This window comes from Mesorhizobium sp. M0898, assembly GCF_040319695.1.
Lineage (GTDB): Bacteria > Pseudomonadota > Alphaproteobacteria > Rhizobiales > Rhizobiaceae > Mesorhizobium.
This window is the reverse complement of the sequence record NZ_JAMYOE010000079.1, coordinates 1-13,839: the sequence shown is the minus strand read 5'-3', so window position 1 is coordinate 13,839 and position 13,839 is coordinate 1. Positions and strand designations below refer to the sequence as shown.

Genomic DNA, 13,839 nt, shown 5'->3' with positions numbered 1-13,839 from the left:
CCCATACTGGTTTTAAAAAACCCCCCCCCCGCGGGGGTTTTTTGGGGCCCGGCGGGGGCTCCAAAAATCTGGTCCATAAAAAACCCTTTTATTAACGCCCCCGGCCCCCCGGGGGTTGGGGGCCGGGCGGCGTCGATGAACACCTTTATTCGCCGAGCTTGGATAGCGGCATCCCTATCACGCTGAGAGCCTGTTATGCTGGTCCAGCGTTTGATCGCAGTCTTGATCCATGCGAGCAGCTTGTGAGGGATGCAACCGAACGAGGCGCTGCTCCCACAGTCGTCGCAGGCCCTCCATCACAGCGTCACGCTTAGCCTGATCCGGCGCAATTGTATTGAGGAGATCTCCCAACATGGCTTCGCCCTCAATCCGCATCAGCAGATTAAACAAGTCGTGTGAAATTCGTACACTGTCACTGCTGAAGTGGGTCGTGCTGATCTCGCAGTGAGTCTCCCGACGATCTGGCGCTTTGTAAGCGCGGGTTTGATGGAGGGACACATAGGGCGGCAACGAAACCGCAAGCGCAGTCCAATCCTGCAGCGTTGCAGCCCGCTTTTTTACCAGGAAGGGCCCGACCACAAGTCCATCCAGCTCTGTCGTCAGAAAGGTGGCAATCGCGTCTGCAACCGAATCCACGATCGGTTCGGCATTGTTGTTAAAGGACGTATTGAGCAGAATTGGAGTGCCTGTGCGCTTCTTGAACGCATTGATGACCTCCCAGTACGCGGGATTGGCGTTGCGCGATACTGTTTGCAGGCGAGCGGTACCGTCGACGTGCGTGATGGCACCGAGCAAGGCGCGCTTTGAGTCACGCACGCGAACGACGAAATTCATGAATGGAAATTCGTGCCTACCGTCCGGGAGGTCGAAAAATTCGCTCGCATCCTCCTCCAGCACAGATGGCGCGAAGGGCCGATAGCCTTCGCGCTTCTTGACCATCGCATTGATCCGGTCCTTGTTTGCGGCGGGCCGAGGGTCGGCAAGAATGCTGCGGTTGCCCAGCGCACGTGGCCCAAACTCCGAACGACCCTGCACCCAGCCGATCACGGCGCCGTTGGCGATCCAGTCGGCTGCACTGCTTGCCACGTCATCAGAGCGTTCAACCTCGAGATGTCCGGCCCATGCATTCAGTTCCTGTTGCACGGCGCGCTCGCTCCCGAGATCAGGACCCCAATAGACCTCCTGCAGTCGCTCACACGGCGCGGGGCGGCCCATCTCGTTAGAGACTATCAGCGCAGCTCCCAATGCGCAGCCAGCGTCGTGAGACGCGGGTTGCACGAAAATGTCTTCGAAAAGCCCTGAATACAGCAGCTTACCGTTCATCGTGCAGTTGTGGGCCACCCCCCCCGCCAGGCACAACCGCTTCATGCCGGTGGCCTCACGGTGATGCCGGAGAATGTGGAACACGATCCGCTCAAGCGCTTCCTGCAGTGACGCACTCACATCTCGATGCTGCTGGGTGAAGGGCATTCCCTTTCGCCTGACCTCGATATTGCGGAGCAACGCCGGACCGATGCGGTCGAGGTGAACACGGTAGCCACCGCCGTTGGCGGAGAGCTCGTAGAACTGCTCGAAGAGCTCGCGATAGGGAGCGGGGTCGCCGTAGGGCGCGAGTCCCATTACCTTATACTCGTCGAACAAGCCGTAGCCGAGATAGCGGATCGTCTCGAGATAAAACAGCCCAAGAGAATTGTTCTCGGGGAAAGCCTCGAGTTGCGTAATTTCTGTGCCAGACCCTACCGCCAAGAGGCCCGATAGGAAATCACCAGAGCCATCAATCGCTAGAATGAGACTTTGTTCGAAGCCCGACATTGCAAAGGCGCTCACGGCGTGCGCCTGATGATGACTTACGAATGAAATACGCGAACTGTCCAACTTAGTGCCGAACTCACGCGTTAACAGATCCTGCACCAACGTTTTAGCATCCAACGGAATGGAGAGAATGTCCGGGTGGGATGCGGACATACCTTCAAGCATGGCGTTGGCATAGGGCTCGCTGGCGTAGAGCGCGACACGATCAATGTCGTTGAGCTGAACCCCCGCCGCTGACAGACAGTATTGAATCGAACGAATTGGGAGCTTGTTGGAGTGTTTCATCCGATTGAGGCGTTCCTCTTCGACGGCTGCTATCACCCGTCCGTCTCGGACGAGCACCGCGGCGCCATCGTGCATAAAGGCGTTCCGAAGCTCGAATCGGTTTTCATGGACTTGGTCAAGTCCGCCGCTAATTCCTAGACACAGCATTTCTTTCTCCACATAGTGATGGGCAAGCCAAATTGGCCTGCCTCAGACCGTTTCCAACTAAATAGGCCGCGTTGTCGCTTGCAGCTGCAACCGCCTGTCAGGCATCACCGGCATCAAAGAACGCCTCATAAGGGTCCGCCTGAATCAACATGAGATGCTTCGATCGTGGCGCCTGCCGTTCCATGACGCCGAGAGCTTGGCTGGATCATCGAATCTTGAGCGGCTGCTGACTTGCATGCCGGCGATGCCGTTTTCATCTGCAGCACGAACTTGTGACGCGGGCTGCCTATATCCTTGCGAAGGGGCGGCTGTTGACGAATAATGCCGCGCCGTGAACTGGCCCGATTTCATTCCCCGAAAGACCGTCGCACAGGCGAGTGACATGTGCTGCACTGTCCGCCTGCTTCCCGGTCGCACATCCGATAACGCCTTCGCTTGTGCAGGAAGGCCGCATCGCGTCATTCGTCGGCCAAACATGGCACCGACTGGAAGCCCGGCAATACCGCGTAGATGTAAAGTGCGCTGATGTTGTATGGTAGCGCTGCCGGCCGGGTCTCCAATCCGCTGCCCAAACGAGCGGACTGCCTGCGGCAAAAAGCCCGCCACAAGCAGAATCGCGCTGGGCAGCTGGCTCGCCTGCAAGACTTCGCAGCTCAGGAACATTGGGGACGACTAGCGTCGAACCGCCGACATGATCGGCCAGTTGCAACTCACTTCTCGGCACGACCTCCACTGCACGTCAGGGCGCATGGAAGATTTTCTCCTTTGGATGGGTGATCGGTGCGGACGTGCTTTTGTCCATGCAAGATTTCCGAAGACTTATGAAATCGTTTGTTTCGATCAAAGTCATCCACACTATGAATAGCTGCCGGACATGCGCTTCAAAGGGGCTTCAGGCTTCCCGGATGGCTACTCCGATTCGAAGCGCGTGGCATTCCATGCGCTCTATGACAACATTTTTCAGCAAAGGGTATGAGAGCAAACCCACACTTCTTTTTCAGAAGTCGCTTCGAAGCAGCCGAGGCCTTGATGGGCTTCTTCACCAAGTTCGGCGATGGTGCCGCAGACATTCTTCCTCTTTCCGGGCTGAACAAGCGCAGAGTTCGCGCCTTGGCAGTGTATCTGGGCGCTCCGTCTGATCTTGTTGAAAAGATCCCGACCGCCGACCTGGAGAACCTCGTCCCGGTCTCACATACGATGAGATTGACGACTTCCTCGAAGGCCAAGAGATCAACGAAGCGGCGCACAGGCGTATACTTCATGCGCATTCCAGCACAGCCCATAAGCGAGCGCTTCCCGTCACAACGATTGCCATGACGGGTTCGATATTTAGGCATCGGCAATAGCGTCTCAACATACACGATCGATGGGCTTGCCGCAGTTAGGCAGCTAGCGGCCTGAATTACCGCTGGAGCGAAGCGCTGCTCTTTCAGCCCGCATGCGGTCATGAGGTTGACAGTGTCGGCACGTATCGCCGAGGCCGGCACGCGAACTCATTCTCCCTGAATGCCTGCTCTATCGATCTTCCGCAGCGTACCCACTTGACCGGTCGCTTCGACATTCCAGGCACCCGGATTGTAGCCGATCCTTGCCGCTCTCCTTCGGCCGGTCGCAATGCTAGACGTGCGGCCGTTACGCGATGCAGAGCTGGTTGTCAGATGCGTGATGCGAAACGTGAGATGCAGCTCCAGTTTTGGCGATGGCGGGCTCGCCGCATTGTTGATATTCTCCGCACGGAACAGGCGCGCAAATGACACCGGATTCAGAGAAGGCCGAGGCGGTCGAGCAGTTGCTTGATACACCTGACCTTGCAACCGCACTGGAAAGCGAACAGTTCAAGAAATTCCTTGACCAGGTGCCGATCGCGATAGCCGTTTCGGACCTTGCCGCTGAGGAGCGCGTGGTTTACGCCAATCCGGAATTCGAGAAACTCTCAGGCCTGATGGCCGCCAGGCTCACCCAAGAAAACTGGGCGGCCCTTTTAGGGACGGGCCTCCATCAGCAAAAGGACAGGCCGCTAGCCGAGGCGGTGGTCGAGGGAACCGATTTGGTCGGCACCTTCAGGCTGGAGCGCAACGAGGACAAGCCGGCGATCGTCGACGTTTATTCCAACGTGATCGAAGACGACAACGGCAAGGTGTGCTTCCGACTGGTGGCCCTGGTCGACGTATCCGCCCATGGCGAGGCGGGAGATGAGCGCTCGGTGGAGGAGCGTGTCAGCGAGAAAGACACGCTGCTGCGCGAACTGCAGCACCGGGTGAAGAACAACCTGCAGATGATCACCGCGCTGATCCGGCTGGAAAGCCGCAACGCGACCGAGGCCGACCGGAGACGGTTTGAGCGGCTCGCCGGTCGCGTCGACGCTCTGGCGATCCTCTACCAGACGCTAACGGCCGACGAGCCGAAGGAGGAGGTCGATCTTGGCGTCTATCTCAGCCAGATCGCGTCCGCGGTGATGAGCTCGCATGCAGTCGAGGGGATCCGCCTGGATATGAAGGTGGATACATATCCCGTGTCAATAAACGTCGCCATGCCGGCGGGACTGGTCGTGAACGAACTGCTGACCAATTCACTGAAGCATGCGTTCAAAGGACGCGATGGCGGCACGATAACGCTGCACAGCATCGTCAATGGCGACGGCTGCCGGGTTATAGTGGCGGACGACGGAGTCGGCCTGCCGGAAGGCGAGACGTGGCCCAAGCCAGGCAAGCTCGGAGCGCTGATCGCGCGCTCGCTGACCGAGAACGCCAAGGCGCAGCTCGCCGTCGAGTCCAGCGCCAACAAAGGGACGAAGGTGACCATCGTTTTCAAGCGGTCGGCGGCAGCAAGCTGAACGGTTGCTGTCGAACATAGCAGGCTGGCGGCTGGCTTCATGTCGCGGCTTTGAGCAGGTGGCTGCAAATAGGCTAGGTCGCCCTTCACGGCCTGCTTCACATGGTCGAGGTCTTCCATTATGCTCCAGGCTTGCTGCTTCTGACTTCGGCGGCCAGTCCATCCCCACCTAGCGGAAGCCACTCCCGCCTGATTGCGTTGCGGCTTGAGTCTTGACGGCGGGGGCACCTGACGCCTTCGCGCTCATCACGCGCGGGCCGGCAATTCAGCAGCGAGTCATCGCTTGGCCAATCTTGCCGAGGACGAAGGTCTAACCTACAAATAAAATTGGTCCGACTGTTCGTGGCCGGAGGTAACCGCGAATTTGCGCTATCGGGACAGGAGAGCAGTGCTGTAGGCAAACCGCGATGCGTGCATTCGTTCGATTGGTTCTACGATTATCCTGACGCCTGGGGTGACCAGTTGCACCAGTATTCCTACTACGCGCAATCTTTGCAGGGTCATGTGCAGATCATCGCGGCCCGCCAAGACATCGGAAAACTGATCGACGATCCTTCAACCCCTGAGATATTGCGCGCCCGAATGGCATCGGCGGCCGCCATATAATAGTTTGCGGCAAAGACGGCCGCGATCGAACGGCTGAGGACGCGCTACCAACAGATTGCGCGACAGACGATGGGGTGGATACCGCGGATACGACGCCTGGTTCGATGCTCCGATCAACAACGCGAAGCTCGCCGCGACTTCCGTCTACAGCGATTCGGTTCAAAGGCTTGGCGCGTTGGACAAAGCTCGCCGCGCCGAAGCGCGATGCATAGAAGCGGGGATAGTCGCCCGAACACAAGTCGAACAAGCGGAGTGGTCGACCGTTTCGTCCTCCCCGGGGACGAGCCGGTTGCTCTGGCCTGGGGCGACCTGATGGGTCTTGCGGAGCACCGTCTCCAGCATGGCGATCAGGTCTTCGGGAAGTATGGCCTCATTCTGCACAGACGGTTTTGCGTGGCTGTTACGGATGCCGGCGGGCACGGTGGCGATATATGGCGGTCCTTTCGATCGAGCGGCTCGCCACGCTGCGTATAATTCCACGCCACGGAGGAGAGACGGCGCTCGATCGTCGCCACAGAGTTTGGTTTCTTGTCTCCTGTAACCTTTCTGGATGCACAGGCCGTGATGTAGAGGCCGACGGTCTGCGGATCAGGCGGCAACACCTCGAGGTGCTGCCGGCGCGCCCAGGCGCAAAAAATCCGCTCTCGACCGAGCGGCGTCAGACCGGTATTCTTATGGATGTTCATCCGGTCCCCCTGGAGTCACTGAAGCTTCGACAATCTCAGCTTTCCCGGTTCGGACCGGATGGACAACCTACTGAAAGCTCACAACTAGCTACCAATGCGATCAGCTTTCGGGCTATCGGGCGCATCCAGGGAGGATGGGTATGTTCTTGGCTAACGGGCTCAAGCTGCGGGACCGCGGGTGCACGCTGGCACTGATGTTGGCGATCATATGTGTATGTGCGCCTGCACTGGCGGCAAACGCGTCGGATCAGGCGTGCCGGTCCATCGCCAAGCTCAAAATTCCAAGCGTGATCTTTACCGAGGCTAGCCTTCAAAAGCCGCAGGAGATCCCCGCAGATCCCTTCACTGCATTCACCGGCGCCTCGCCTCAGGCGGTAAAAGTGGGCGGGCACTGCCTTGTCCGAGGTGTTATCGGGAAACGCCAGGGGGTCGATGGTCAATCATATGGCACCCGGTTTGAGGTGCGTCTTCCGACGACCTGGAACGACATGTTCCTTTTCCAGGGCGGCGGCGCAGTTGATGGCTTCCTGGCGCCGGCCGTCGGGACCATTCCTTGCCGGAACTCGACCGCGGCTCCCGGGCTCTTGCGCGGCTACGCTGTTGTAAGCATGGATGGCGGGCACCCAAGCCCCGATCCGGCTTTCGGGGTCGATCAAGCCGCACGCATTGATTTTGCGTACGCCTCCATTGGCAAAGTCACTTCGGTCTCGAAGCAGGTGATTGCCAAGTTCTATGGGGCGGCTCCGAAAAAGTCGGTGTTCATGGGATGCTCGAATGGCGGTCGTGAGGCGTTGATAGCGGCTCAGCGATATCCGCTCGAGTTCGACGGCATTGTTGCAGGTAGCCCGGGTTTTCGTCTCAGTGCCGCCAACATTGCCGAAGCCTGGGATACTCGCCAGTACATGAGCATCGCTCCCAAGGATGAGGCCGGCCATCCCATTCTATCCCGCGCCTTCTCCCAGCAGGATCTGAACATCGTCGCCAAGGCGGTTCTCGCTGCCTGTGATGCCCGCGATGGCATTGAGGATGGCGTCATCAACGCCTGGCAGCAGTGCCGGTTCGACCCAAAGGTCCTGTCCTGCCAAGGCGATAAGACGGACAGCTGCCTCACGGCTGGTCAAGTGCAGACCATGAGCCGCGCGTTCGCGGGTCCGGAAAGCTCCGATGGCGAAAAGCTTTACAGCGATTGGCCATATGATACGGGCGTTGCGGGCGCGGACTGGAGAATGTGGAAGCTGGGCAATTCCCCCACTTCCCAGTCGGATGCAAATAACATCGTTCTGGGAGCCCGCTCGCTTCAATACTACTTCATGACGCCCCCGGCGCCGAATTTTGACCCCCTGAAGTTCGACTTCGACAAGGATCCGGCACGCGTTGCGGATACGGCCAAGCTCAATGATGCGACCGGCACGTATCTCGCCAGCTTCGCTGCCCACGGTGGAAAGCTGCTCTTGTTTCAGGGACTTTCCGATCCGGTCTTCTCAGCCAACGATCTGGTGCGCTGGTACAAGCAAGTCGTCGAGGTCACAAGCGGCGGCGATTTGGAAGCGGCTCGCCGTTTCGTGCGCATGTTCATAATCCCGGGGATGACCCACTGCGGCGATGGCCAAGCCTTCGACGACTTTGATCCTTTGGCCGCCATCGAGGGCTGGATAAACCAAGACAAGGCTCCGGATTCTCTCGCGGCTGGCAGCAAGGCATTCCCCGGCAAGCACCAGCCGATCTGCGCTTATCCCACTCAAGCTGCCTATGGCGGTAAGGGAAATCCCGATGAGATCGCGAGCTATTCGTGTCGGGGATAAGAGACCTCGTCATTTGTTCGCTTCAATCTGCGCGCATTCCCGGAACAGGTCTCCCGGACCAAGGATCGGTTGGAAAAGCTAAACCCGGAATTTGTGGGCCGTGCCATAACGCAGTTGATGATCATGCCTGACTACGAAGCGTCGGCCGCCGATAGTCTGGACACAGCGCTCGCTGTGCTCGATGAGGTAATTGTTATCGCCTGAGATCTGACCGCCTCATCCCAGCGGACAAAACGGGGGCATCAGAGCCCGGACGCCTTGGTGAGATTTACGCGGAAACGATCGCGCCGGCGCTGATAATTTCGTGTCATCTCCGCGGAGGCATGGCCGAGCTGTTTTTGCACATAGCGTTCGTCGACCTCGGCCGACGAGGCGAGGCCGGCGCGCAGTGAGTGGCCGGCGAATTTCTTGGCCCGTTCGCCCTCCGACAGATCGCCGCGCACGCCGGCGGCGAGCGCCGTGCGCTTGACTAGGCGTGCGACCTCCTGGCCGTTCAAGCGATCGGCACCGACGGCTCTGCCTTGACCAGCAACGCGCCGAAACAGCGGTCCGTGCGCAATGCGCGCCAGTCTTAGCCAGGTCTGCAGAGCGACCACAGGGCAGGTGGCGTCGGAGGAGCCGCGGCCGATTTCGACCTCGCGCCAGCCGGTTTTGCCGCGCAATGTGACAAGCAGACCCTTATCGGCAAAAATCTCGACCCAGCCGCGCCCGTCCTCGGTCTGATCCCTGCCGACGTCGAGGCCGACGATTTCGGATCGGCGAAGGCCGCCGGCGAAACCCAAAAGCAGCATGGCGCGGTCGCGCAGACCACGCAGCGTGCCGCGGTCGAGGGTCTCGAACATGCGATCAGATCCTCGGGCAGGATCGCTTCCTTCTGCCGGGGAGGGGAGGCGTGGGTGTTGCGAATGCCAGCCATGACCGTGGCGATATGCCGGTCCTTGCGGTCGAGCGGCTGACCGCGCTGGGCGAAATTCCAGGAGAGCGACGAAAGCCGGCGCTCGATGGTTGAAACGGTGTTGGGCCTTTTGTCGCCAGTGGCCGTACCTGACGCGCAGGCGGCGATATAGAGCCCGACGACCTCAGGATCGGGCGGGAACATCTCGATGCCTTGGCGCCGGCACCAGCTCGAAAAATGCTTCCAGTCGGCTGCGTAGGCGCGGCGCGTGTTGGCCGAACTCGCCGCCTCGATATAATCGCGCGCGCGGCCGGCGAGCGCCTCAAGCTGCGCAGGCAGGCTGGGATTGGCAATGGCTGGAAGGGGAGGGGACGAGGCTAGGTCGGCATCGCCCATCTGCATGACGATATCGATGATGTCGGGCAAAGCCGCGGCGCTTTGTGTGTGAAGCTTGTCCGAAATTCGTAGCATATTTCGGACATCTTGACCGTCACTTCGTCCGAAATCGGACCACAGATTTCGGACAAAGCCCCAGCATCAACCCGCCAATATCTCGATCTGCCGTCGCCGCTGCAAACGTCGCCTGTGAGAGGCGAGCCGCCTCTAAACTGGTCGTATATCCCGATTAATAATAAGAATGTAGTCAACTTCCATATTTTAGAGGGCACGCATGCTGCCACTCAACCGGCCTGATCACCACACAAAGTGAGGAAGAACCTGGTTAGGTGCAAAGCGACAATTGCCTCGACAGCGGGTCCCGGAAGGTTTATGCTGCTCAATCTTACCGCAATCCGAAATGGCGATTGAGTACCTTCACGAGTGAAGGGATTCCCGCGGTCTTAGAGATGAGTTGTCGAATGGCGCGAAGTCGCACAGAATCGCGAAGTCGCACAGAATCGTGTGTTTGATACCGATCAGGATCGCGAGCTATTTCAGGCGCAGAGAGGTCTTGCGCCCGATGCACGAGTTGCTCCCGGTCCAACGGAAGTGAATGGGGTGGAACTGCTTTGTCGACCAAATTGTTGACGGAACGTCCGGCGCCCATTGTTGCTACATGTCTGGATTCTTGGGGCGTTTTGGATGATGCAATCCACCATCTCACTCCAAAGGGCAGTGGAATCTGGAACAATGTCGCTTTTGTACGCAGGACATCCTTCGCGCCCGATTGGCATATTGTCTTTAACTCTGCTTCTATTTTTGGGCTCCCTGTTGATATCGAGGCGAGTCCAAACAGGACAATTTTTGCAATCGGCGAACCGCCGACGAAAGCTCATCGCGCATTTCATGAAGGGCAGGGGAAAAATACCATCGTCCTGACGTCTGACGCAGAGCTGGCTGCTCGGCAGAATGCAGAGCGCCGATTCGTTTTGTCTCCACCTATCACTCGGTCTTGGTCTGTAACAAAGACATATGACCAACTTCTGGTCAGCGAAGTCGTGGACAAGCCGCTTCGGCTCTCATGGATTACCAGTAACATCGCCCTGCTTAAAGGGCATCGATATCGGCTGGCGTTTCTGGAACGGCTGAGAGAGGAGCTCGATTTTGACCTGTTCGGCCGAGGTTTTCGGCTGATTGGAGATAAATGGGACGCACTCGCACCGTACCGTTACAGTATAGCTTTCGAGAATACTCGTGCTGATTACTATTTTACAGAGAAGCTTATGGACTGCTTCGTTGCTGAAACAATGCCGATCTATTACGGCAGCCCGGCAATCACGAGGTTCTTCCCTTCCGACTCAATGGTTCTGATTGACCCAGAGGACAAGAACGTAATCCAAAAAATTCAAGAAATCATCGACTCGGACCTCTGGAAGGAGCGTCGCGGCGCAATACAAGAGGCGAAGCGGTTGGTTCTTGAGAAATACAATACGTTTGCTTATCTCGCGGGCTTCATCGAAAGCGTTCACGATAAACCCTTACCGCCGGAAGTTATACACATCGGTTCGCCTGCGGTCGATTTTGGGAGAGACGAATGAAGTACTCCAACGCTCGCTTCGCGTGCCCGGCGGTTGGTGGTCTGGCGAGATCGGTACGGAGCGCTCGGCGGAGAATGCCTACCTGCGCAGACGGGCCGGCACGGGCGCACGAGGTCATGCGCCCCGGCTGCCGCTGATCAGACGAACTGGGGAAGGCCAGGAACGGAATTGAGGACCTCGTCCACGAGTTCGTCGCCGGCATGTTCCTTGGCGAAGGCGATCGTCTCGTTGGCGATGGCGGCGATCTTTAGAATGCTGAGACCCTCACTCATCAATTGCTGGCCGAGCCCCATGAGGCCGCCTCCGCCCTCTGGGTCGTTGCCATGATACTTCGCCACTAATTCCGAAGCTCCGGGAATGGCCGCGATCATGCGCGCAACGGGACCGTCGGCCGCGTGGCGTTGCAGGAAACCCAGCATTAACCCAACGGCCTTCTCTGCGAGAGCCGGGCCGATGCCGGCACCAGTGGCGATGCGCGATAAGAATTCTTCCATGGCAGGGTTCGTCTCTCTTTAATGAGGTTTACACGGGGCCGGTCCGGCGCCCAAAGCGCCCTTGGCCGAAGCACAATTGAACTCCACAAAAATAGGCCGGCGGAAGTGCTATTGCAACTGCGCGTAAAACCGCCTCTGTCAACGCAAGCTGCGTCGGACGTGCGTATTTCGCAAAAACGGGACAGTCGTTCCGCTAAATCGCGGACAGCAGTTTCACTAATTCGCGGACAGCAGGATGGAGTCGGCGCTCGGTTGCCTGGTTGAAGTCATTTGCGATTGATTTCGCCGTCTTCGGCGCCGGTCAAGGGCGGCGGTGTTTTTTGCTTTCTCATGCTGTCGCCTTCGAGGGTGATGCGATGGGCGTTGTGGATGATCCGGTCGAGAATGGCGTCGGCTATTGTCGGCTCCGCGAATGCTTCATGATGCACCTTTCCTTGATCGCCTGGTCCGTTGCAGTCGGCGTTGAAGTTGATCGATCTGGTCGCTGGAAAGGTTTCCGCTTGGCCGCGGGCGTCACCATTTCTTTCCCACAAGATCCTTCAACGCGGCATTGTCGAGCATGGCGTCGGCCAGAAGCCGCTTCAGCCGCGTGTTCTCGTCCTCCAGAGCCTTCAGTCGCCGAGCCTCGCAGACATCCATCCCGCCGAAGCGGGCCTTCCAGTTGTAAATCGAGGCGTCGCTGACCCCGTGCTTGCGGCACAGATCGGCAACCGATACCCCGGCCTCATGTTCCTTCAAAATTCCGATGATCTGCTTCTTCAGAGAAGCGGCTACGTTTCATGTCCTGGTCCTCTCGATGGGCCAGAACGAACTTCAAACCGGATTAGATAAGAGGGGCAAGGTCAAGGTCGATGACTCAACTGTTGTGTGGGGAGAGCTCTTACTTCTCATTCGCTCCAAATGCGGACGCGGCGCACGAGCTCGGAAGTTGAGATCCCGTAGCGATCGTGAAGCGTCGGCAGCGCGCCAGCGTCGAGGAACTCGTCGGGCAGGGCGATCTGGCGAAAGACTGGGGTCACTCTCTCGCGCATCAGCAGCGCGGCAACGCCTTCGCCAAGGCCACCAATGATGGTGTGGTTCTCCGCCGCCACCACCAGCCGTCCCGAACGGCGCGCGGCAGCGAGTATCGCCTCCGTATCCAGAGGTTTGATCGTCGGAACGTGCAGAACGGCGCAGCCGATCCTGTCGGCTTCAAGCGCCTTCGCGGCCTCCAGCGCGCGCATGGTCATCAGGCCGCTGGAAATGAACAATACGTCCGCGCCCTCGCGCAGCATTCGCGCCTTGCCGATTTCAAATGTATAGTCGTCTTCGTCGAGCACGACAGGAACCTTACCGCGCGAAAGCCGCATGTAGACCGGCCCGTTGTAGTCCGCGATCGCCTCCGTGGCCTGTTCGATGTCGAGCGCGTCGCAAGGGTCGATGATCGTCAGGTTCGGCATCCCGCGGAAGATCGCGATGTCCTCCGTCGCCTGGTGGCTGGGGCCGTAGCCGGTCGTCAGCCCCGGTAAGGCGCAGACGATCTTCACATTGAGTTTCTCCTCGGCGATCGCCATGCAGATGAAATCGTAGGCACGTCGCGATGCGAAGACGGCGTAGGTGGTGGCGAAGGGCGTAAAACCCTCCCGCGCCAAGCCGGCGGCGGCGCTCATCAGCACCTGCTCCGCCATGCCCATCTGATAGAAGCGGTCCGGATGCTCCTGTGCGAAGACATGGAGATCGGTGTATTTCGCGAGGTCCGCCGTCAGGCCAACTATCCCGGGCCGCTGGTGCGCCAGTCTGGCCAGTGTGTGCCCGAACGGCGCATTGCGTGTCGGTACGCCATCGGGCGCGATCGACGCGATCATCGCCGATGTGGTCTTGCGCTCACCGGCATTGGCGGCGTGGCGCGGCGCGAACTTTGACAACCTCAACGCGGACGTCCCTTTTCCAAAGCTTCGAGCGCTAACGTCCATTCGTGCGGTTCGACGCGGATGAAATGCGTGATGTCGCGGGTTTCCAGGAATGGCACACCCTTGGCCATGCGCGTATCGCAAACGATCACACGCGGACGAGGTTCCTTCAGGCCGCGCGCCATGTCGAAGGCCTTGCGGACCGCCTCGATGTCGTTGCCGTCGACGCGCTGCGCATGCCAGCCGAACGCCTCGAACTTGTCGGTCACCGGTTCGGAGGAGAGCATGGCCGTCGACGGACCATCGGCCTGCTGATTGTTGAAGTCGACAATGGCAATGAGATTGTCGAGCTTGTGGTGGGCGGCCGACATCGCGGCTTCCCAGGTCGAGCCCTCACCGAGCTCGCCGTCGGACA

The 13,839-nt window shown here is 59.0% G+C and carries 9 protein-coding genes and 5 pseudogenes; 6 read left to right on the top strand and 8 right to left on the bottom strand.

Translation table 11 applies throughout. The features are described from left to right. Nucleotides 1-177: 177 nt before the first annotated feature. On the bottom strand, nt 178-2,244 hold the full coding sequence (locus NKH90_RS33240) for a carbamoyltransferase family protein (RefSeq protein ID WP_352493622.1): 2,067 nt from the start codon (nt 2,242-2,244) through the stop codon (nt 178-180). A 1,014-nt stretch (nt 2,245-3,258) separates the two neighbouring features. Between NKH90_RS33240 and nadE the strand changes: the two are divergent. From nadE to NKH90_RS33220, 4 genes and pseudogenes are all read left to right on the top strand, one after another. Then, nucleotides 3,259-3,590, top strand: a pseudogene (nadE, locus tag NKH90_RS33235) (NAD(+) synthase); the annotation flags it as partial. A gap of 404 nt (nt 3,591-3,994) precedes the next feature. Then, complete coding sequence (locus NKH90_RS33230) at nt 3,995-5,077, top strand: sensor histidine kinase (protein ID WP_352711124.1); 1,083 nt, start codon at nt 3,995-3,997, stop codon at nt 5,075-5,077. 410 nt (nt 5,078-5,487) lie between these two features. Next, nucleotides 5,488-5,682, top strand: coding sequence for an aminopeptidase (locus tag NKH90_RS33225; RefSeq protein WP_352823476.1), 195 nt, complete (start codon nt 5,488-5,490; stop codon nt 5,680-5,682). Between the two features lie 55 nt (nt 5,683-5,737). Next, complete coding sequence (locus NKH90_RS33220) at nt 5,738-5,995, top strand: aminopeptidase (RefSeq protein ID WP_352453904.1); 258 nt, start codon at nt 5,738-5,740, stop codon at nt 5,993-5,995. A gap of 2 nt (nt 5,996-5,997) precedes the next feature. Here NKH90_RS33220 and NKH90_RS33215 read toward each other — a convergent pair. After that, nucleotides 5,998-6,317 (bottom strand): annotated as a pseudogene (locus NKH90_RS33215) (integrase); the annotation flags it as partial. Between the two features lie 191 nt (nt 6,318-6,508). Between NKH90_RS33215 and NKH90_RS33210 the strand changes: the two are divergent. Beyond that, a complete protein-coding gene (locus NKH90_RS33210; protein ID WP_352823473.1) occupies nt 6,509-8,170 on the top strand; it encodes a tannase/feruloyl esterase family alpha/beta hydrolase in 1,662 nt (553 codons plus the stop codon). Between the two features lie 242 nt (nt 8,171-8,412). On the opposite strand, the pseudogene NKH90_RS33205 reads toward NKH90_RS33210, so the two are convergent. Next, nucleotides 8,413-9,461, bottom strand: a pseudogene (locus tag NKH90_RS33205) (site-specific integrase). A gap of 611 nt (nt 9,462-10,072) precedes the next feature. Here NKH90_RS33205 and NKH90_RS33200 point away from each other — a divergent pair. After that, nucleotides 10,073-11,041, top strand: a complete 969-nt coding sequence (locus NKH90_RS33200) for a glycosyltransferase family 10 domain-containing protein (protein ID WP_352493678.1) — start codon at nt 10,073-10,075, stop codon at nt 11,039-11,041. A 137-nt stretch (nt 11,042-11,178) separates the two neighbouring features. Here NKH90_RS33200 and NKH90_RS33195 read toward each other — a convergent pair whose 3' ends face one another. The 5 genes and pseudogenes from NKH90_RS33195 to NKH90_RS33175 form a co-directional block, all read right to left on the bottom strand. Further along, complete coding sequence (locus NKH90_RS33195; RefSeq protein WP_352453730.1) at nt 11,179-11,535, bottom strand: hypothetical protein; 357 nt, start codon at nt 11,533-11,535, stop codon at nt 11,179-11,181. Between the two features lie 266 nt (nt 11,536-11,801). Further along, nucleotides 11,802-11,945: pseudogene (locus tag NKH90_RS33190) on the bottom strand (ATP-binding protein); the annotation flags it as partial. Between the two features lie 83 nt (nt 11,946-12,028). Continuing rightward, nucleotides 12,029-12,316: pseudogene (locus NKH90_RS33185) on the bottom strand (transposase); the annotation flags it as partial. Nucleotides 12,317-12,422: 106 nt separating this feature from the next. Beyond that, the gene (locus tag NKH90_RS33180) at nt 12,423-13,445 is read right to left on the bottom strand and encodes a transketolase family protein (RefSeq protein ID WP_502895560.1); all 1,023 of its coding nucleotides are present in this window, start codon (nt 13,443-13,445) and stop codon (nt 12,423-12,425) included. Then, nucleotides 13,442-13,839, bottom strand: a 398-nt coding sequence (locus NKH90_RS33175; protein WP_502898899.1) for a thiamine pyrophosphate-binding protein, incomplete at its 5' end; no start/stop codon positions are given. The genes NKH90_RS33175 and NKH90_RS33180, both read right to left, overlap by 4 nt.

What these genes read in the sequence shown, in the direction of transcription:
- NKH90_RS33240 (WP_352493622.1), bottom strand. Translation starts at nt 2,244, where the DNA reads ATGCTGTGTCTAGGAATTAGCGGCGGACTTGACCAAGTCCATGAAAAC.
- NKH90_RS33230 (WP_352711124.1), top strand. Translation starts at nt 3,995, where the DNA reads ATGACACCGGATTCAGAGAAGGCCGAGGCGGTCGAGCAGTTGCTTGAT.
- NKH90_RS33210 (WP_352823473.1), top strand. Translation starts at nt 6,509, where the DNA reads ATGTTCTTGGCTAACGGGCTCAAGCTGCGGGACCGCGGGTGCACGCTG.
- NKH90_RS33195 (WP_352453730.1), bottom strand. Translation starts at nt 11,535, where the DNA reads ATGGAAGAATTCTTATCGCGCATCGCCACTGGTGCCGGCATCGGCCCG.